The 18,158-nt window shown below is 38.2% G+C and carries 17 protein-coding genes, 1 tRNA gene and 1 pseudogene; 5 read left to right on the top strand and 14 right to left on the bottom strand.

Going from position 1 to position 18,158, the window contains the following annotated elements:
* From AC6CH7_RS03925 to AC6CH7_RS03895, 7 genes are all read right to left on the bottom strand, one after another.
* Complete coding sequence (locus AC6CH7_RS03925; RefSeq protein ID WP_498261435.1) at positions 1-615, bottom strand: hypothetical protein; 615 nt, start codon at positions 613-615, stop codon at positions 1-3.
* A 37-nt stretch (positions 616-652) separates the two neighbouring features.
* Positions 653-1,231, bottom strand: coding sequence for a TetR/AcrR family transcriptional regulator (locus AC6CH7_RS03920; RefSeq protein WP_498261434.1), 579 nt, complete (start codon positions 1,229-1,231; stop codon positions 653-655).
* Between the two features lie 133 nt (positions 1,232-1,364).
* Positions 1,365-2,291: a helix-turn-helix domain-containing protein gene (locus tag AC6CH7_RS03915; RefSeq protein WP_498261433.1), complete on the bottom strand. Its 927-nt coding sequence runs from the start codon at positions 2,289-2,291 to the stop codon at positions 1,365-1,367.
* Positions 2,292-2,564: 273 nt separating this feature from the next.
* Positions 2,565-2,648, bottom strand: a tRNA-Leu gene (locus tag AC6CH7_RS03910).
* Between the two features lie 20 nt (positions 2,649-2,668).
* The gene (locus AC6CH7_RS03905; RefSeq protein WP_498261432.1) at positions 2,669-3,433 is read right to left on the bottom strand and encodes an MBL fold metallo-hydrolase; all 765 of its coding nucleotides are present in this window, start codon (positions 3,431-3,433) and stop codon (positions 2,669-2,671) included.
* Positions 3,434-3,492: 59 nt separating this feature from the next.
* Positions 3,493-4,143 (bottom strand): outer membrane lipoprotein periplasmic chaperone LolA1, encoded by a 651-nt coding sequence (gene lolA1, locus AC6CH7_RS03900; RefSeq protein ID WP_498261431.1) that lies wholly within the window; start codon positions 4,141-4,143, stop codon positions 3,493-3,495.
* Between the two features lie 9 nt (positions 4,144-4,152).
* Positions 4,153-6,708 (bottom strand): FtsK/SpoIIIE family DNA translocase, encoded by a 2,556-nt coding sequence (locus AC6CH7_RS03895; protein ID WP_498261430.1) that lies wholly within the window; start codon positions 6,706-6,708, stop codon positions 4,153-4,155.
* 358 nt (positions 6,709-7,066) lie between these two features.
* On the opposite strand from AC6CH7_RS03895, the gene AC6CH7_RS03890 reads away from it, so the two are divergent.
* On the top strand, positions 7,067-7,717 hold the full coding sequence (locus tag AC6CH7_RS03890) for an ankyrin repeat domain-containing protein (protein ID WP_498261429.1): 651 nt from the start codon (positions 7,067-7,069) through the stop codon (positions 7,715-7,717).
* Between the two features lie 20 nt (positions 7,718-7,737).
* On the opposite strand, the gene AC6CH7_RS03885 is transcribed toward AC6CH7_RS03890, so the two are convergent.
* The 4 genes and pseudogenes from AC6CH7_RS03885 to pyrF all read right to left on the bottom strand — a co-directional run bounded on the left by AC6CH7_RS03885 (position 7,738) and on the right by pyrF (position 10,197).
* Entirely contained in the window at positions 7,738-7,959 is a 222-nt protein-coding gene (locus AC6CH7_RS03885) for a PspC domain-containing protein (RefSeq protein WP_048904402.1), read from the bottom strand.
* Positions 7,887-8,261: pseudogene (locus AC6CH7_RS03880) on the bottom strand (DUF2851 family protein); the annotation flags it as partial. The gene AC6CH7_RS03885 and the pseudogene AC6CH7_RS03880, both read right to left, overlap by 73 nt.
* A gap of 212 nt (positions 8,262-8,473) precedes the next feature.
* Positions 8,474-9,370: a DMT family transporter gene (locus AC6CH7_RS03875; protein WP_498261428.1), complete on the bottom strand. Its 897-nt coding sequence runs from the start codon at positions 9,368-9,370 to the stop codon at positions 8,474-8,476.
* A complete protein-coding gene (gene pyrF / locus AC6CH7_RS03870; RefSeq protein WP_498261427.1) occupies positions 9,367-10,197 on the bottom strand; it encodes an orotidine-5'-phosphate decarboxylase in 831 nt (276 codons plus the stop codon). Before pyrF ends, AC6CH7_RS03875 begins: the two co-directional genes overlap by 4 nt.
* 272 nt (positions 10,198-10,469) lie before the next feature.
* Here pyrF and rho point away from each other — a divergent pair, with 272 nt between their 5' ends.
* Both rho and pssA read left to right on the top strand, forming a co-directional pair.
* A complete protein-coding gene (gene rho, locus AC6CH7_RS03865) occupies positions 10,470-12,167 on the top strand; it encodes a transcription termination factor Rho (RefSeq protein ID WP_498261426.1) in 1,698 nt (565 codons plus the stop codon).
* A gap of 3 nt (positions 12,168-12,170) precedes the next feature.
* Positions 12,171-12,857, top strand: coding sequence for a CDP-diacylglycerol--serine O-phosphatidyltransferase (gene pssA / locus AC6CH7_RS03860; protein ID WP_498261425.1), 687 nt, complete (start codon positions 12,171-12,173; stop codon positions 12,855-12,857).
* Here pssA and AC6CH7_RS03855 read toward each other — a convergent pair.
* Together AC6CH7_RS03855 and folK are read right to left on the bottom strand one after the other, a co-directional pair.
* Positions 12,854-13,231 (bottom strand): Hpt domain-containing protein, encoded by a 378-nt coding sequence (locus AC6CH7_RS03855; protein ID WP_498261424.1) that lies wholly within the window; start codon positions 13,229-13,231, stop codon positions 12,854-12,856. The genes pssA and AC6CH7_RS03855 overlap by 4 nt on opposite strands.
* Before the next feature lie 16 nt (positions 13,232-13,247).
* Positions 13,248-13,742 (bottom strand): 2-amino-4-hydroxy-6-hydroxymethyldihydropteridine diphosphokinase, encoded by a 495-nt coding sequence (folK, locus tag AC6CH7_RS03850; protein ID WP_498261423.1) that lies wholly within the window; start codon positions 13,740-13,742, stop codon positions 13,248-13,250.
* A gap of 58 nt (positions 13,743-13,800) precedes the next feature.
* On the opposite strand from folK, the gene sppA reads away from it, so the two are divergent.
* Positions 13,801-15,573 carry a signal peptide peptidase SppA gene (sppA, locus tag AC6CH7_RS03845; protein ID WP_498261422.1) on the top strand — a complete coding sequence of 591 codons (1,773 nt, stop codon included), beginning with the start codon at positions 13,801-13,803 and terminating at the stop codon, positions 15,571-15,573.
* 133 nt (positions 15,574-15,706) lie between these two features.
* Here the strand turns inward: sppA and AC6CH7_RS03840 are convergent, their stop codons facing one another.
* Positions 15,707-16,348, bottom strand: coding sequence for a hypothetical protein (locus tag AC6CH7_RS03840; protein ID WP_498261421.1), 642 nt, complete (start codon positions 16,346-16,348; stop codon positions 15,707-15,709).
* A gap of 101 nt (positions 16,349-16,449) precedes the next feature.
* Between AC6CH7_RS03840 and AC6CH7_RS03835 the strand changes: the two genes are divergently transcribed.
* On the top strand, positions 16,450-18,135 hold the full coding sequence (locus AC6CH7_RS03835; RefSeq protein ID WP_498261420.1) for a DNA polymerase/3'-5' exonuclease PolX: 1,686 nt from the start codon (positions 16,450-16,452) through the stop codon (positions 18,133-18,135).
* Positions 18,136-18,158 lie beyond the last annotated feature (23 nt).

The following is an 18,158-nucleotide window of genomic DNA, read 5'->3' as shown; positions in this document are numbered from 1 at the left end:
TTAGTGTTGTTTTGTCACCGGGTCACGCAGGATGGTCTGCAGATGCGCCTGATTTTGTCCCAATTCAAAGTGGGTCAAGTGGATTTCGTGGTGCATTCCAGATTTTTTAAATCCATTCTCCGTAGCAAATTTTTGGAGTATGGGCAGCGTTTGCAATTCTCCGGAAAAAGGACCCTTGTGCAAAAGCTGTACACAGGTTCCTGCCGTGTAGGTAAAGTGTTCAAAGTCTTTTGCGAAAGGGAGCTCGCTTGTTTGCCCAATCTCTTGAATGGCTTCCGCTTTTACAAAGTCAGGAATACGGATCGCAATACGGTACTTCAGCAAATCTAAATCTACCGTTGTATAGAAATTTCCGATATCTACATATCCCACTTCTTCCTCATCAAACCAGTAGAATATTTCTACCACGCTGCTCGAAAATGCCAAATCTATTGCGGCATAATGTTGCTCTAATACAGCAACAAATTCTTTGACAGCAGCTTTCTTTTTATAGAAAAGAGCCGTTCCGGGGCTTCCTTCTCCAAGAATAGCGACATAGTTTGCTTCGCCTATTTCCACTACTTCTGGTTTTTCATTTGCCCAGAAATACTCTTTGTACTCTTTTAATATATTCATAATTTTAAAACGTTTGTTTCAGATTTTGGCAAAAAAATTATTGGTTGATTTGTTTGATCAGGAACGCCGCCATATTCTTGATGCGAGTTTTGTCTTTATGGATGATAAAAAATTCGTGCCAGCCACTAAAGTGATTGATGATATAGTCCGTCAGCATAGCTGCGTCCTGGCTTACCGTTATTTCTCCTTTTTGGATTGCTTTTTCCACCAAACCGTTCAAAAGATTATAGGTAAAATCATTATCGACCTTGATGATTTTTTGCACCTGCTCGTCGGTAGCAGCTACCTCAAAAGTAGTTTTAATGGCCAAACAACTATTGGGTTCGTTCGTAATAACATAAACCGAGGATTGGATAAACTTTTCGATCGCCTTTATTGGAGATTTGATAGGCTCCAGTTGCTTTAAGGCTTCTTTCATTCTGGTCTCGGTATAATGCTTTATACTGCGGATAAAAAGTTCGTGCTTGTCGCCAATGGTATTATAAAGGCTGCTGCTATTGATGCCCATAGCCTCGGTCAGATCACGCATTGTGGTGCCATTATAGCCTTTCCTCCAAAAGACATCCATTGCCTTGGAAACCGCCAACTGTTCGTCAAATTCAACATTTCTCGCCATGATTCAGGTGCAAAGATAAAAATTATCTGAAACATTCATTTCAGAATTTGTCTGGTTTAGATCATTTTCTCCAAAAACTAATGCTGATCCTTTTGAATATACCTTTGTCAAGCTAAGCAAACAATTTTATAAATTAATTTTGCAAGCTCTTCTTATAGTCTGAAGGGGAGAACGAAGTTTTACTTTTAAAGAGTTTATTGAAGGATTGCGGATGTTCAAATCCCAAATGATATGCAATTTCAGCAATGGTCAGTTCATCCTTAGCCAGATATTCCTTTGCCTTTTCTATCACTTTTTCGTGGATTAAGTGCTGGGTATTCAACCCGATAAGATTCCGTAATAGATCGCTCAGGTAACGTGGCGTAACATTAAGATTTTCTGCTACTGAATTTACGGTCGGCAGTCCCTTAATGAGTAGTTTATTATCTATAAAATAGTTTTTCAAAAGTTCTTCCAATCTGGAAAGAATATCATTGTTTACAGCCTTTCGGGTTAGGAATTGCCGATCATAAAAGCGGTTGGAATAATTGAGCAGAAGTTCAATTTGTGAAATGATTACATCCTGACTGAATTTATCAATGCGTTCGCTCAGCTCCTCCTGAATAAATCTGTAAATACTCAGAATGGTTGCTTTTTCCTTCTCGGAAAGATAAAGAGCTTCGGCTGCTGAGTAGCCGAAAAAACCATATTGTTTGATCTGTGTATTTAATGAATAATGTCGAATAAAATCGGGATGGATGTGAAGTGCCATCCCATTATAATCTGCCTCTTCGTCTTGCATTTTCAATAGCTGTCCGGGGCCTATCAGACCGTAACCGGCATTGTTCAGCACAACATCCACAGCATGGGATTGTAAAATAGTCGAAACTGTTTTTTGAATTGCCGCACCATCAATAACATCCAATTTCACCAAGGTTACGTTTGGAAGCTCTTTTAATTCGTTTTCCTTTTCAGGATTTCGCATCGTTGCAATAACGTTCCAGCCTTTTGCCTGAAATAATTTAACTGTTGCCTTGCCCAGCCCAGATGAGGCCCCAGTGATAAAAATTGTCTTTTGCATAATTTCTTTTTTAATTAACTATGCAAATCTGGGCATTCCGTAAAGCGTGGAATTAATCGAAATCGAAATATAGTAAGTCAAAATGACGTTTGGGGCTTGAAGCCGCAACAAGTGTTCTAAGCTAATCTCCTCTTCCCCCTCTACCAGACTGACCATGAGCAGGAATACTTTGAACAAGGCTGAGATAGCTTTTAAGGCCGATTTTACACAAAAAAACCGGACTTTTTATGTTCAAAGTCCGGTTTATACCCTAAGCATGCATACTTAGAACAGTACCCGGGAGCAGATTCGAACTGCCACGCCGTTGCCAGCACCAGCCCCTCAAGCTGGCGCGTCTACCAATTTCGCCACCCGGGTATCTTGCTGCAAATATATATTTATTCGCAATATAATGTTAACCCATCGTAGGCTAATTTAATATTATCTGGCAATTCTTTTTCAACAACCTCATGAAGTCCCATATTATGGCTTATATGCGTAAAATACGTCTCCTCCGCCCCTATCTTCTGTGCAAAAGCAATTGCTTCATCTAATGTGAAATGTGATATATGCTGTTCCTTCTGCAAAGCATTTACAACGAGTATCTTAGCACCTTCTATTTTAGCAATTGTTTCTTCAGAAATAGTTTTTGCATCTGTGATATAAACAAAATCATTTATCCTGAATCCCAATATCGGAAGCTTATAATGCATTATATCCAGAGGTACTATTGTTGTCTCGCCAACAGGAAAAGCCTCGTAAGCTATGGTATTTAAATCAATTTGTGGTAAACCGGGATAGTGTGCTTCAGCAAAAATGTAAGAAAATTCCTTTTTTAAAGTATGCTGAACACGTTCTGTTGCATATATCTCGATATTCTTTTTCAGCAAATAATTAAATGGCCTGATGTCATCCAAGCCTGCAACATGATCTTTATGCTCATGAGTAAACAAAATAGCATCCAGATCTTTTACATTTGCCCTAAGCATCTGGTATCTGAAATCTGGTCCGCTATCAATAACAATGGTCCTATCGCCTGTTTCTATCAGTACAGATACCCTTAAACGCTTATCTTTATGATCGGCAGACCGACAAACTATGCAATTACATGCGATAACAGGAATACCTTGCGAAGTGCCTGTTCCTAAAATCGTGATCTTCAAAATAGAGGAGTTACTGTCATAACACCAAACTTAGAAAAAATTGTTAAAAAAATACAATCTTACCTCAAGTCAACCACCTCTACACCCGGATACTTCTTAGCATCAAAAGCAAATGTAGATTCAGGAACCTTAACATTAGGCACAAAAGATTTTATAGAATAGGCATACTTGTTTCCGTTCTTATCAAAGATCAGTACATTAGAAATCTGTTTTGCTACCTTATCAATACTTAAACGAATCTTGAAAAAAGATTTTTTAGTATCTATCGGCGATAAGTCAATCATTTGATAAACCTTTCCACCAACCTTACTATCTCCTGTATACAAATATTTGTACCCCTTTTCATAAAGTGTAAAAATCTTTGCAGGGTTTATTACATCATCGCTGTTGTCAACATTTGTAAGTTGTACTTCTTTATCATCTTTCAAATAAGTCCACTGGCTTTTTCCATCACTTATTAAATCCTGATTGGTCATGGCAACCTTGTATTTATTGGCCCTAGCCTTAGCATACAAGGTACCTTGCTGCGTTTCTTTAATTTTTGCTTGTTGATTATCTACTGTAAAAGTGAAATCGGCTTTAACAACATCGTATAAACGGTATTTTTTACTAACCTCTGCTAATATGGCTTTTGCCTTGGCATCGGTTTGAGCGTAAGAGGACAAGGTAACTCCCAACACAAACATCAACAACACTATCTTCTTCATCATGTTCTTTAATTATTTATTAAGCTCATTCAAGAACTGTTCCAAAGCGTAATCATCGGGTATTAAAACTTCCCTTGCCTTACTTCCTTCAAATGGGCCAACCACTCCTGCAGCTTCAAGTTGATCTATAATACGGCCTGCTCTATTATAGCCAAGTTTCAATTTTCTTTGTATTAAAGATGTAGAACCTTGCTGATGCATAACAATTAACCTGGCGGCATCTTCGAACATAGAATCTCTGTCGTTCGGATCAAAATCAAGCTTCGCTGACTCTGCTGCTTCATCAATATATTCTGGCAGCTGATAAGCTTCCGGATAACCACGCTGAACGCCAATAAATTCAGAGATCCTATCAACCTCCGGTGTATCAACAAATGCGCACTGCAGCCTGATCAGGTCATTTCCTGTAGACAATAGCATATCCCCCCTACCAATTAACTGATCAGCACCACCGCTATCCAAAATAGTTCTTGAATCTATCTTAGACAATACCCTGAATGCCAAACGTGCCGGAAAATTTGCCTTTATAGTACCCGTTATTATATTTACTGAAGGACGTTGGGTTGCAAGCACAAGGTGAATACCAACCGCGCGTGCAAGTTGTGCCAATCGGGCAATAGGCGTTTCCACTTCTTTACCTGCAGTCATCATCAAATCTGCAAACTCATCAACAATCAGCACTATATACGGCAAAAATCTATGCGAGTTATTCGGATTTAATTTTCTTTTAATGAATTTCTCATTGTATTCCTTCAAATTCCTAACCTGTGCATCTTTTAACAGATCATAACGCTGATCCATTTCAATACAAAGAGAATTTAAGGTATTAATTACCTTTTTGGTATCCGTAATAATGGCATCAGCTTCTCCTGGTAGCTTTGCCAAAAAGTGACGCTCAATTTTATTAAACAAGGTTAACTCAACCTTTTTAGGATCAACCAACACAAATTTAAGTTGCGAAGGATGTTTTTTATAAAGTAACGAGACCAAAATAGAGTTAATACCTACTGATTTACCCTGACCGGTAGCCCCGGCAACAAGTAAGTGAGGCATTTTAGAGAGGTCAGCAATATAAACCTCATTAGAAATGGTTTTACCAAGTGCAATAGGTAAATCCATCGTAGTTTGCTGAAACTTCTCTGTAGCCAGAATACTTCTCATCGAAACCATTTCCGGATGCATATTAGGCACCTCAATTCCAATAGTACCTTTACCAGGCATTGGTGCAATAATACGTATGCCTAAAGCAGCTAAACTTAAAGCAATATCATCCTCCAGATTTTTGATCTTCGAAATACGGACACCAGGTGCCGGAATAATTTCATAAAGCGTAACCGTTGGTCCTATCGTAGCCTTAATCTTATCAATCTCGATGTTATAATGATTTAAGGTTTCAACAATCTTATTCTTATTGGCTTCCAACTCATCTGCATTAACAGATATTTTATTGGAACCATAGTTTTCCAGCAAGTCCAGATGAGGATATTTATAACTGGCCAGATCCAGCGTCGGATCATAATTGCCAAATTGCTCCACAAGCTCTTCCGATTTCTTATCTTCTTCAGTTTTTTCAATAGTCAATTCCGGCTCAACCTTAGGAACCTCCAGAATAGGAGATTTAGGTCGCTCATCAGCCGCTGGCGAAAGCACTACTGGTGGATGCATAACGTTTACTGCCTGCGTAAATACTGGGGGTTTTTCCTCCTCAACTTCTCTTTCTTCAAATCTTGATGGGGTAACAACGATGTTCTGTTCTTTTTTACGCTGGTTACCTAGTTTATCATTCAGTGTAAACTCAACCGGCTCAGAGGGCATTTCGTTTTCGAGCTCAATATTATCAGGTGTTTCAGGAACAATTCCCCCATCCTGTTTACGCAGAGGTAGTTTAAAGTCTATGTTATAGGCAATTATTAAAATCGTTAACCCTAAAAAGGCAATTAGCACTCCTACTCCTGCAGTCCCAATCTGGGCAGTCAGCAATTTATTAGTCCAGTAGCCAAACTCACCCTCTAAAAAATGAGGGGCATTAGAAAAGAAAGCGTGACAAAACCCAAAGGTTAAAGAGATAAACAACAAAAAGAAAAGACTATAACCCAATGTTTTTTCAAGGGCGAATATTTTTACCTTAAACAGCAATCTGTATCCAATAACAAAGAATACAAATACAAAAAGAAAAGAGGCCAGGCCAAACCATTCGTAAATAAATTGATGGGATAACAACGCACCTATCTTGCCAAGCCAGTTCTGCACTACCGGAGGAATATTTACCTGCTGCAGTTCCTCGTAAGTTTTAAACAAATTACTCCAGCCACCATTTGCATCTATTACATAACTGTGATCTTCTTGCCAGGTAAATAAGTATGAAGTAAAAGCAATAAGAAAGTATAGTGAAAGAATGACAAAAAACAAGCCTACGATCTTAACCGCCCGCCCATTCTGAAAATCCAAACGGGGTAATATTTCTGATCTCTCCCTGAATTTCTTTGTGCCTTGCGATCTGGAGCCCTGCTTATCAGCTTGATCATTTTTAAAAGAATTGGACTTAAATTGGTTTCCCCTTACCGACATTTTTCTTACGAATATTAATAATCAACAAACTTAAATAATATTATTGCCATCTATGCTAAGATATTACAAATACCGCTAAACATCGCCTAATTCAATAAATTTATTCAAGGTAAAAACGTTTATTTCTTCAAAAACTTTTAGACAATATGCATCTTCTCAAAATAAATTCCTAAGGTATTTTAAACCTTCTCACTTAATTAAAGTCATAGATACAAAGCGTTTAAGTTTTGATTTTTTAGATATAGTTTTGTTTTAGGGTAATCCCGTTTAGTGTTTCACTAGGCGGGATTTTTTTTAGATAAAACATTTTTAGCTAAGTTTGTTAATTTTATTAAGCATTTTTAATTTAAATTTAACAATGGACATTGCTCATCTTGAAAGTTTAATCGAAGCCGATAAGAAACAAGAGATATCAGATCTTTTAACCAAACAGCCGCAGCTTGCCAGTCAAAAAACAAGCCACGGGATATCTCCGGCGTTATTGGCATGCTATTACAGAAAACCTGGAGTTGCTTTATTAATTGCAAGTTTTGTAGCAAACCTCACCATATTTGAAGCCTGCGCATTGGGCAAATATGAGCTTACTACCCAATTGGTCGCTCAAAACCCAGATTCAGTAAACGCTTTGTCGGCTGATGGCTTTACGCCCTTGGGCCTGGCTACTTATTTTGCCAATGAGGAGATCTGTAAATTTCTTATAGAAAGCGGAGCAGATGTAAATATACCTGCAAACAATGGTTTTAATGTATATCCCATTCACTCGGCAGTAGCTATTAAAAGCTACAACATCACCAAAATGCTGATCGATGCCGGGGCAATAATAAATGTAAAACAACAAGCGGGTTTTACGCCTCTGCATGCGGCTGCCCAACAAGGGGATATTGAAATAATTATTCTATTGCTAGAGCATAATGCTGAAGTAAATAGCAGAATGGAAGGAGGCAAACTGCCTGCCGATCTGGCTGAGGAAAAGGGTTTCTCTGAAATCGCAGAAATTCTGCGAGTTTAGCTTTAAAAAGTTAAAATCATTTATACATCCCAAATACGCAGGCGAATCCTTTTGATATAGTGTCTTACATCAAGAACAAGTGCTGCCAGAATATAAAACACAATCGGAAAACCTACCGCTAAAAAGGAAGAGTAGATAAAGAACAGCCGGATTTTACTAATCGACATATTTAAACGCTCTGCAAGGTAGGTACACACCCCGAAACTTTGCTTTTCAAAAAAGGTAACAATGCGCTGGAACATATTATTTCTTTTAAAATTTTAATTCCTATACCACAATTTAAGCATTTTTTTTGAGTACAGTAATATTTATTTAGTTGTAACAACGCTTGAGACATAAAAGCATTGTGTGCTTTTGTCCCCGAATCTAAATATTTAGTGATTATTATATTGTCCTCAGCAGGAACCCGATCTAAAAAATCAAGTACCCTATCCATAAACTGGGGCTGATCTGTATACTTACCATAAGCGAAGAAAAACACACAAATGGTGTTTATGAATATGCTTTGAATAGATTTTCGTCCGGGCTGAACATTTACATGCTCAGTGCTTTTGTTAACCTAAACTATCCACCCACACTTTGTGATGGGATGGGCTTTAGACATCAATAATGTACAGTACAACTATACATCCCGCATCTTTCGGGCAGATTTACAACAGCACCAAGCAAGCAAAGCAATGTTTTGAGCGGAATTAAAGTCCGCATCCATCACATCAACTTTGCAATTCAAAAACACTCACTTAAACAAGTACTAACTTATATTTTTTGCTTTTTATAATTTGTGATGAACACACCCAGGATAATCAGGACTGTAGCAATAATGATGTCAAACGTAACAATTTCATCAAGAATCAACCAACCTAAAAACAATGCAATAACGGTATTAAAATAAGAAAGTACAGATACTTCGGTAGCAGTAACCTTTTTTAAAGCATAATGATAACAGAAATACCCAACAACAGATCCAAAAATTGCCAGATAACCTACCGCCATTAAACTCCTTAAACTCCATGAAGCTATATGTGTATCTCCAGAGAAACCAAAAGCAAGTCCAAGCTGAATTACAGCGGAGAATGCAAATTGATAGAACAGATCAAGAAAAATATTATCTGTTTTAAGGGTGTATTTTTTAGTGTAAATAGTTCCAGAGGCCCAGCCCGTAACGGCAAAACATAAAAACATAATCCCCGTTTTATAATTAGGATCTAACAGATCGCCTAAACCCGCTCTAAAAATAAAAGCTACTCCCAAAAAGCCAATAATTACACCTACAAAACCTTTTAAGCTGGGCCTTTGTAAACCGAACAGTACGCTTCCCAAAAAAACAACCAGAGGACTTAGTGCATTAATCAGCGATGTTAATCCACTAGGTATGGTTTCTTCTGCTACAGTAGTCATTCCGTTAGCAACAACAATCATTAAAACAGACACCAGCAACTGCCTTCTCAAATAAGGCCAGTTTTTCCATTTCAATTCATTTTTACTCAGCAGTATCCCCATCAAAATTAAGGATGCAAAGCCTTGTCTTATTGCGGCTACAAACCATGCAGGAATGGTTTCTACTGCAATACGAATCCCCAGGTATGTTGTCCCCCAAACAACAGCAACACCTATTAATGCAAATATTAATTTAAAGTCAGTTTTAGCGGTCATATCAATTTCGCAGAGAGTAAGATCTGCTCCATCTCTTTTTGTACGCTTAAAGCTTCTTCCCTTGCCTTATCAGCAAAGTCCTCGCCTTTGCTCGCATAAATGATGGCTCTTGCAGAATTCACGAGTAAGCCACATTCTTTATTTAAGCCATAATTACAAACATCGGCAAGGCTACCACCCTGTGCGCCAATACCCGGCACCAATAAGAAATTATCGGGAGCCAATCTTCTTATATTTTCAAACTCAGAACCTCGCGTAGCACCTACGACGTACATCAATTGCTCACTACTTGCCCACTGAGAAGAAATTCGAATCACTTCTTCATACAATTTACCATCCGGCGTTTCATGTAACTGGAAGTCGCTATGACCTGCATTTGAGGTTAAAGCCAAAAGGATTACCCATTTATCTTTATATTCCAGAAACGGACCAACAGAATCCTTTCCCATATAAGGAGCAACAGTTATAGAATCAAAACTCATATCGGACTTGGCTTCATTAAAAAAAGCATCTGCATACATGGCCGAAGTGTTCCCGATATCTCCTCTTTTTGCATCGGCAATTGTAAAAATATCTTTAGGAATATATTGCCATGTTTTAATTAAAGTTCCCCAACCCTTTAATCCCATCGACTCATAAAAAGCAGTGTTAGGTTTGTAAGCTACACACAGATCTTTAGTTGCGTCAATTATCTGCTTATTAAATTCCAACACAGGGTTTTCGTATTTTAATAAGTGTTTTGGAATATTTTCCAGAACCGGATCAAGGCCAACACATAAAAAAGATTTCTTACTTTTGATTTGTTCAAATAACTGCTTCTTATTCATCAGAGGGTAAATTTTGTGTGCAAAGATGCCAAATTTAACAGTGATTTAATGCCTATTTAAAAACTTTTGAATGAAATTATTTTAAACAATTTTAAGTTTTTCTTGGAGATTAGTTTACAAATACATACAATTGCAACATAATTCTCTAAAAGTTTATCTGATCATTCCAGAAAATCCAATAAAATTTTGTCTTCTACTATCTTTTATAGCCGTATTTTCTGCTCTGTTCAATTGGTAAATTCTATTTTTAAAAATTTCTCTACACCCATATAATGTTTAATAAAACAGAATTAAATGAAAAACTCACAGCCGAATTGCGTGAGATTGCAAAAACTCAAGGCATACTAAATGCCGATGAGTTACGTAAGGCTGAACTGGTTGAAATTATTGCACAAATAACAGAACAAGAAACAGGCGCTCCTGCAGCTGAAGTGACTGAGGTAGCAGCACCAGCTAAAATCAGTAAAGCGAAAACTGTAAAAGATACTGGTACTGCTGAAAAACCAACCCGTAAAAGAATCCGAATCCCTGCAAAGGAAGAAGAAGGCCCAACAACTAAACCTTTCAACAGGGCATCGTTGTTTGATCCGCTTCCTGGATCGGAACAACGATACGCAGAAGAAGCCGCTGAAGAAGTAGCCATACCGGAGGCTGAGCCTCAGATTGAAGCTACTGAAACACCTTCAGAAGTTACAGAAACTGCTCAGTCAGCCCCTGTAGCTGCACCTACTCAAAACGTTCCTTCAGGTGAAAACAAAAAAGGCAATAAGCCTCAAAGAGACGAAAACAGGCCTAAAGGCCCTAACGTTGGTGGTCATCAAAAACAAAACGAGAATAGCTATTCAAATCTTGATTTTGATAATACCATCACCAACGAAGGTGTTTTGGAAATCATGCCTGATGGCTATGGCTTCCTTAGATCTGCTGATTACAATTACCTTTCCTCTCCGGATGACATTTATGTGTCTCAGTCGCAAATCAAACTATTTGGTTTAAAAACAGGTGATACAGTAAAAGGAAGTATCCGCCCTCCAAAGGAAGGCGAAAAGTATTTCCCTCTGGTAAGGGTGGAAACTATTAACGGACGGTTACCAGCTGATGTTAGGGACCGTGTTCCATTTGACTACCTTACTCCTTTGTTTCCTACTGAAAGGTTAAATCTTTTCACAGAAACCAACAACTATTCTACCAGGATCATTGACCTGTTTACCCCGATAGGTAAAGGGCAACGTGGTTTAATTGTAGCGCAGCCTAAAACAGGTAAAACCAATTTACTTAAAGAGGTAGCCAATGCAATTGCTAAAAATCACCCTGAGGTTTATCTGATCATATTACTGATAGACGAGCGCCCGGAAGAGGTAACTGATATGGCAAGAAGTGTAAGAGCTGAAGTTATCGCTTCAACTTTTGATGAGCCTGCAGAGCGTCACGTTAAAATTGCCAACATCGTTCTTGAAAAAGCAAAACGTCTTGTAGAATGCGGTCATGATGTAGTAATCTTGCTAGATTCTATCACCAGATTAGCCAGAGCTTACAACACAACTGCTCCTGCATCAGGTAAAATCCTTTCTGGTGGTGTGGATGCAAATGCATTACACAAACCGAAACGTTTCTTTGGTGCTGCACGTAACATAGAAAAAGGTGGCTCTTTAACCATCCTTGCAACTGCGTTAACAGATACCGGTTCTAAAATGGATGAGGTGATCTTCGAAGAATTTAAAGGTACTGGTAACATGGAACTACAGTTAGATCGTAAACTATCTAACAAACGTATCTTCCCTGCTATCGATATTACTGCATCGAGCACGCGTAGAGACGATCTGTTACATGACAGAGACACTTTACAACGTGTATGGATCTTACGTAACCACCTGGCTGATATGAATGCACAGGAAGCTATGGAATTTGTACAGGCACAGATAAAAGGCACAAAATCGAACGAAGAGTTTTTAATTTCGATGAATAGCTAATAAATGATTAAGAAGCATATCCCTAATGCAATTACCTGTGCAAATCTGTTCTCAGGTTGCATCGGAATAGTTTATGCTTTTAACGGAGCTCTGGAGACAGCAGCATACTTTGTGCTGCTGTCCGGAATCTTTGATTTCTTTGATGGCTTTGCTGCCAGATTACTAAGCGTAAAATCAAACATCGGAAAGGATCTGGATTCTTTGGCCGACATGGTGAGCTTCGGTTTCCTGCCGGGAGTGGTAATGTATCAACTACTTTCGCAAAGTGACTACGCATCACCCTACCTGCCTTATCTGGCCTTTATTATTACGGTATTCTCTGCACTAAGATTAGCGAAATTTAATAACGACACCAGGCAAACGGAAGATTTCATCGGTTTAAATACTCCAATGAATACCTTGTTTATAGTTTCTCTGCCATTTATTCAAAAAGACTATCCCTCGGTTATCAATTCTACCTTGCTTCTTATTGGATTAACGGCACTATTAAGCTGGTTACTGGTAAGTGAGATTAGAATCTTCTCTTTAAAATTCAGTTCAACAAGCTGGGCTCAGAATAAAATAAAGTATATTTTTCTGATCATATCAGCACTGCTGCTGCCTTTTCTAAAATTTGCAGCGGTTCCTTTTATACTGGTGTTGTATATCGGATTGTCAATTTTACATTTCAGGCGTATCCCTGCAGCTTAAAGATCTTTTTCAAGATCTGCTTTTGCACGATCTAACTGTTTGTATAAGATGGGCACAAACTCAGCAATTTCAGCAAATGCCTGAGGCAATGCTTCCACATCAATAAGCTCGCGGGCATTATGTTCAATCATCTGCATGTGCAGTTTAGCATCTTCCCTTCCAATATAAGCAAAGGTAGGTTTCATTCTATGCGCACAGGTTGATACCAATGGCCAGTTTCTATCAGCTACGGCACTTTCAAGCTCAGAAAGATATACTGGTGTTTGAACTTTAAAAAGATCTATCATCTCTATGATAAACTCCGCATTATCTGCAGACATCTCTCTTAAGTAAGAAAGATCTAAAGGCTCATCATTTTTATTTACGTTAATCATTGGAACAAAAATATAATTAAATTTTAGATACAGATAAATTATCACGTAATCTTTCTAATATTTCGCGAACAGTCATTTTTAAAACCGGATGCACATAATCAGGCGCTATCTCGGCCAAAGGCTCTAAAACAAACTTTCTGAATTGCATCTGCGGGTGAGGTATTTGTAATTCGGCCGCCATATCTACCACAATGTCATCATAAAAAATAAGATCAATATCGATTAAGCGAGAACCCCATTTTTCATGCCTGATTCTTCCCAGTTCCAATTCAATTTCCAGGGCCTTATTTAGCACCTCAGTGGGTGTGAGTTTAGTTTCAACACCTAATGCAGTATTCAAAAAAGAAGGCTGATCTTCATTGCCCCAGGCCTCAGTCTCGTAAACTGACGATCTTATAAACACCTCTCCTATTTCATTAGCAATTTGTTTAATGGCATCTTCAATCAACTGTTCCCTATCGCCAAGGTTGCTACCCAGTAACAAATAAACTTTTTTAGTATCCAATATCATATAAAAGCCTCAGGCTATTTTTTTACTTATATTTACAAAATAAATATTAAACCACCACATGAGAGAATTTTTCAAGTATGTTTTTGCAACCGTTGTTGGAGTCATCATTTCACTTGTCCTTTTTACCCTGTTATTTGTAGTAGTTATTGTTGGTGTTGTTTCGTCTCTCGAGAGTGATAAAACTGTTAGCGTAAGCAGCAATTCTGTACTTTATTTAAATATGGATCAGGCAATTAAAGAGCGAACTCCAGATGATACTTTTTCAAATCTACCAATTGTAGGGGGCGATGGCGAGAAAAGTATAGGATTTAATGATATCCTTAAATCTCTTAAAAAAGCAAAAACAGACGATGATATCAAATGCATTTATCTGAATGTTACCTCTCCAAATGCGGGCTTTGCAACATTGCGCGAGGTAAGAAATGCTTTAATAGATTTCAAAACCAGTAAAAAGAAAATTATAGCTTATAGCGAGGTTTATACTCAGAGTGCTTATTACCTGGCCTCTGTGGCCGATAAAGTTTATCTGAACCCTGAAGGTGCCCTTGAATTTAAAGGTTTAAGCTCTCAGGTCATGTTCTTTAAAGGAGCACTGGATAAATTAGGTATCGAGGCACAAATTATAAGAGTAGGTTCTTATAAGAGTGCAATTGAGCCATTTATTACCGACAAAATGAGTGATAAAAACCGTGAACAGGTTACTGCTTATTTAACCGGAATGTACAATACATTTCTTGACGGAATCGCAGAAAGCAGACACATCAGTACCCCAACCTTACATCAGATTGCGGATGATTATAAAATTCAGCAGCCAAAAGATGCACTTGCTTATAAGCTGATTGATGGGCTTAAATTTAAAGATGAAATTCTTGATGAGCTTAAGTCTTTAAGTGGTAAAGACAAGAAAAGCAATATCAGCAGCATAACTATAAACGATTATGCCAAAAATATAAACGCTGATAAAAGTGAAAGCGGCAAAAACAAAGTAGCTGTAATTTATGCTGACGGAGATATTGTTGGTGGAGAAGGTTCTAATGCACAGATTGGTTCTGAGCGCCTTTCCAGAACCATTAGAAAGGCCAGATTAGATTCGAGCATCAAAGCTATAGTATTGAGAGTAAACTCGCCAGGCGGCAGCGCACTTGCCTCTGATGTGATCTGGAGGGAAATTATTCTTACCAAAAAAGTTAAACCGGTAATTGCTTCATTTGGTGATGTGGCAGCATCCGGAGGTTATTATATTGCTTGTGCAGCAGATTCAATTTTTGTACAGCCGAACACAATCACGGGTTCTATTGGCGTATTTGGGGTAATCCCTAATTTCCAGAAATTACTGAACTCCAAACTAGGGATTACATTTGACGGTGTTAAAACCGGAAAGTATGCCGATATCATGAGTACAAACCGCCCTCTAACTGATGGCGAAAGATTAATTATCCAAACTGATGTAAACAGAGTCTACGATACCTTTATTACTCATGTATCCGAAGGACGTAAAAAGTCTAAAGCATATATTGATAGTATTGGAGGTGGTCGTGTTTGGATAGGTACAGATGCGGTAAAAATAGGACTTGCAGATAGAACCGGAAGCTTTAATGATGCAATTGTTTCTGCAGCAAAAAAAGCAAAAGTGAAAGAGTACAGAGTAGTCGAATATCCTGAAATGATAAGCCCATTGAAGTCATTTATGGAAAGCAGCACAGATAAAGTAAAAACATATTATGCTAAGCAAGAGCTTGGCGATAGCTATCCAATTTATCAGCAAATAAAATCAGCTATTTCAAAATCAGGCGTACAAACACGTATGCCATTTGAAATAAAAGTAAATTAAAAGATCTTTACTTTTATTATTTAGAACACGCCGCCATACTTTAGAATACACCGTCATCTCTCGACAATAGGAGATGACGGCAGCTTTAAACAATCTGTCATTGATAATTCGTTTCATAATGACGATCAAAAAATCACTGAACCTTATTCCAACCCGGATGTATCGTTAAATATGTACTATTTACTGGTACTTTTTTAGGGTGTACTGTAATAGCTGTAGTAAAAAAATGATCTCCTTTATTCCTTACATCAAAAGCAATTCCTTCATCCTCTGCATCATAAACAATCAAAGTATCTTTCTTAACAGTACTCACATAAACTTCTGCCTTTTTTACATTTGGGAAAACTGCCTTTATCTCATCCAGAGATACTCCAATCCTTAAACCCTTATCAGTCCTGTAATTCGAAGCACTCACCACAATCTGCTTTACATCTTTGGTAACCATCGTGCTATCCTTGTAAGAAGAATAAACAGACAACGCCCCTTTTTTGGCATCAGTTGAATCTCTAAGATACCAGATCCCCCACGCCTTTCCCATCGCAGCATCACCATCATTTGGGTTCCCTAAAATCTTAAAAACCTCCTGCATGTCCTGCCCTAAAAACACTTTGTCGATCGACTTACCCGGAACAATCATCAGATCTCCCGAATATTCAGGAAATGCACCGGCAGGAAGACGGGCCTCTTTGTCCTCTTCTGTCGCCTTTTTATTCGGTCCATTGCAGCCCAAAACCAGCGCCAGCAAAAAAACACTTAAAATATTGAATTGTCTCATAGCTACATAAGGTAAAAAAACCATGCCAATAATAGATTAATCAAAAAACCGAGCGTTTTTATTTAATTTAGCAACGATGGAATCATCCTAAAAATAGCTCAATGGAAAACAAAACTATCGCCCGTACCCTCCGTCTCCTGTCTCAATTGATGGAACTACATAATGAAAACCCGTTTAAAATAAAATCAGTAGCTAATGCTGCTTTTAAAGTAGATAAACTACCATTTGCCATTAAAGATAAAACACTCGAAGAAATTGCACTCATAGATGGCCTTGGCAAAAGTATATCGGCAAAAGTATGGGAGTTGCTGCAGACAGGATCTATGGTTGAACTTCAGACTATCCTGACCGAAACACCCGAAGGAATTGTAGAAATGCTTGGCATTAAAGGTATTGGCCCTAAAAAAATATCAGTTATCTGGAAAGATCTCGCTATCGAAAACATTGGTGAGCTTTATTACGCTTGTAATGAAAACCGACTTATTGAAGCAAAAGGCTTTGGTCTGAAAACACAGGAAGAGATCAAGAAAGTAATTGAATTTCAGATGGCAGCGCATGGCAAGTTCCTGTATGCCCAGGCAGAAGGATTTGTTAACACAGTATTTGCAGACCTTGCCATCTGGCTTAGAAGCATCAGTGGAGAGCCCCTTTTAGGCGTTGCCGGAGCATACCGCCGCTGTCTGGAAATTATCGAAGAAATAGAACTCGTAATTGGTGCCGAGCACATCGATGAAATAGTGACAAGAATATCAGAATTTGAACCTTTACAATTTGAAGCGCAGGACGATGATGCACTTATAGCACACAGCCCTACAGGTCTTAAAATCAAACTTTACGTGGTAGCCAAACACGATTTCTACCTCAACTGGTTTAAATTAACCGGCAATGAAAAACACGTTGCCGATGTTTTAGCTTTAGCAGGTAACGGTCCCTTTGATGATGAACAATCTATTTATCAAAAAGCTGGTTTAGCATTTGTGGAACCGGAACTTAGGGAGGGATTAAATGAAATAGAATTGGCAAAGGCAAACAAACTGCCTCAGTTAATTACCTACAATGACCTAAAAGGAAGTTTACATAACCACTCTACCTGGAGTGATGGAGTGCATACCCTGGAACAGATGGCGCTTTATTGTAAAGACAACCTGCAATTAGAATACCTGGGAATTTGCGATCACTCAAAATCTGCATTTTATGCCAATGGCTTAAACGAACAACGCGTTTATGCACAGCATCAGGAAATTGATGCACTAAATGCCAAACTTGCTCCATTTAAAATATTTAAAGGAATAGAAAGCGACATCCTTTTTGATGGTTCATTGGATTATAGCGACGACATCCTTAAAACTTTTGATTTTGTAGTCGCATCTGTACACAGCATCCTGCGTATGGACGAAGAAAAAGCTACTTCAAGATTAATAAAAGCGATAGAAAACCCATATACTACCATATTAGGACACCCTACCGGCAGACTATTGCTTAGCAGAAAAGGTTACCCAATAGATTATGCCAAAGTAATTGATGCATGTGCTGCAAATAAGGTAGTTATAGAAATCAACGCAAACCCATTGCGCTTAGATCTGGATTGGCGCTGGCATCGCTATGCGCTTGAAAAAGGCGTTATTTTGTCTATAAATCCGGATGCCCACAGAACAGAGGGTTTCCATGACATGAAGTACGGCGTGTTAGTTGGCAGAAAAGGAGGCCTGGAGGCTAAACAATGCTTAAATAGTTATTCTGTAAATGAAATAGCAGATCATTTTAAAAACAGGATCAACAATATTTAATCATTATAAAAGCCATTATGCTT

It is taken from the genome of Pedobacter sp. GQ55, from assembly GCF_059758925.1.
This window is presented reverse-complemented; position numbering and strand designations above follow the sequence as displayed.

What these genes read in the sequence shown, in the direction of transcription:
- AC6CH7_RS03925 (WP_498261435.1), bottom strand. Translation starts at nt 615, where the DNA reads ATGAATATATTAAAAGAGTACAAAGAGTATTTCTGGGCAAATGAAAAA.
- AC6CH7_RS03920 (WP_498261434.1), bottom strand. Translation starts at nt 1,231, where the DNA reads ATGGCGAGAAATGTTGAATTTGACGAACAGTTGGCGGTTTCCAAGGCA.
- AC6CH7_RS03915 (WP_498261433.1), bottom strand. Translation starts at nt 2,291, where the DNA reads ATGCAAAAGACAATTTTTATCACTGGGGCCTCATCTGGGCTGGGCAAG.
- lolA1 (WP_498261431.1), bottom strand. Translation starts at nt 4,143, where the DNA reads ATGATGAAGAAGATAGTGTTGTTGATGTTTGTGTTGGGAGTTACCTTG.
- AC6CH7_RS03895 (WP_498261430.1), bottom strand. Translation starts at nt 6,708, where the DNA reads ATGTCGGTAAGGGGAAACCAATTTAAGTCCAATTCTTTTAAAAATGAT.
- AC6CH7_RS03890 (WP_498261429.1), top strand. Translation starts at nt 7,067, where the DNA reads ATGGACATTGCTCATCTTGAAAGTTTAATCGAAGCCGATAAGAAACAA.
- AC6CH7_RS03885 (WP_048904402.1), bottom strand. Translation starts at nt 7,959, where the DNA reads ATGTTCCAGCGCATTGTTACCTTTTTTGAAAAGCAAAGTTTCGGGGTG.
- AC6CH7_RS03875 (WP_498261428.1), bottom strand. Translation starts at nt 9,370, where the DNA reads ATGACCGCTAAAACTGACTTTAAATTAATATTTGCATTAATAGGTGTT.
- pyrF (WP_498261427.1), bottom strand. Translation starts at nt 10,197, where the DNA reads ATGAATAAGAAGCAGTTATTTGAACAAATCAAAAGTAAGAAATCTTTT.
- rho (WP_498261426.1), top strand. Translation starts at nt 10,470, where the DNA reads ATGTTTAATAAAACAGAATTAAATGAAAAACTCACAGCCGAATTGCGT.
- pssA (WP_498261425.1), top strand. Translation starts at nt 12,171, where the DNA reads ATGATTAAGAAGCATATCCCTAATGCAATTACCTGTGCAAATCTGTTC.
- AC6CH7_RS03855 (WP_498261424.1), bottom strand. Translation starts at nt 13,231, where the DNA reads ATGATTAACGTAAATAAAAATGATGAGCCTTTAGATCTTTCTTACTTA.
- folK (WP_498261423.1), bottom strand. Translation starts at nt 13,742, where the DNA reads ATGATATTGGATACTAAAAAAGTTTATTTGTTACTGGGTAGCAACCTT.
- sppA (WP_498261422.1), top strand. Translation starts at nt 13,801, where the DNA reads ATGAGAGAATTTTTCAAGTATGTTTTTGCAACCGTTGTTGGAGTCATC.
- AC6CH7_RS03840 (WP_498261421.1), bottom strand. Translation starts at nt 16,348, where the DNA reads ATGAGACAATTCAATATTTTAAGTGTTTTTTTGCTGGCGCTGGTTTTG.
- AC6CH7_RS03835 (WP_498261420.1), top strand. Translation starts at nt 16,450, where the DNA reads ATGGAAAACAAAACTATCGCCCGTACCCTCCGTCTCCTGTCTCAATTG.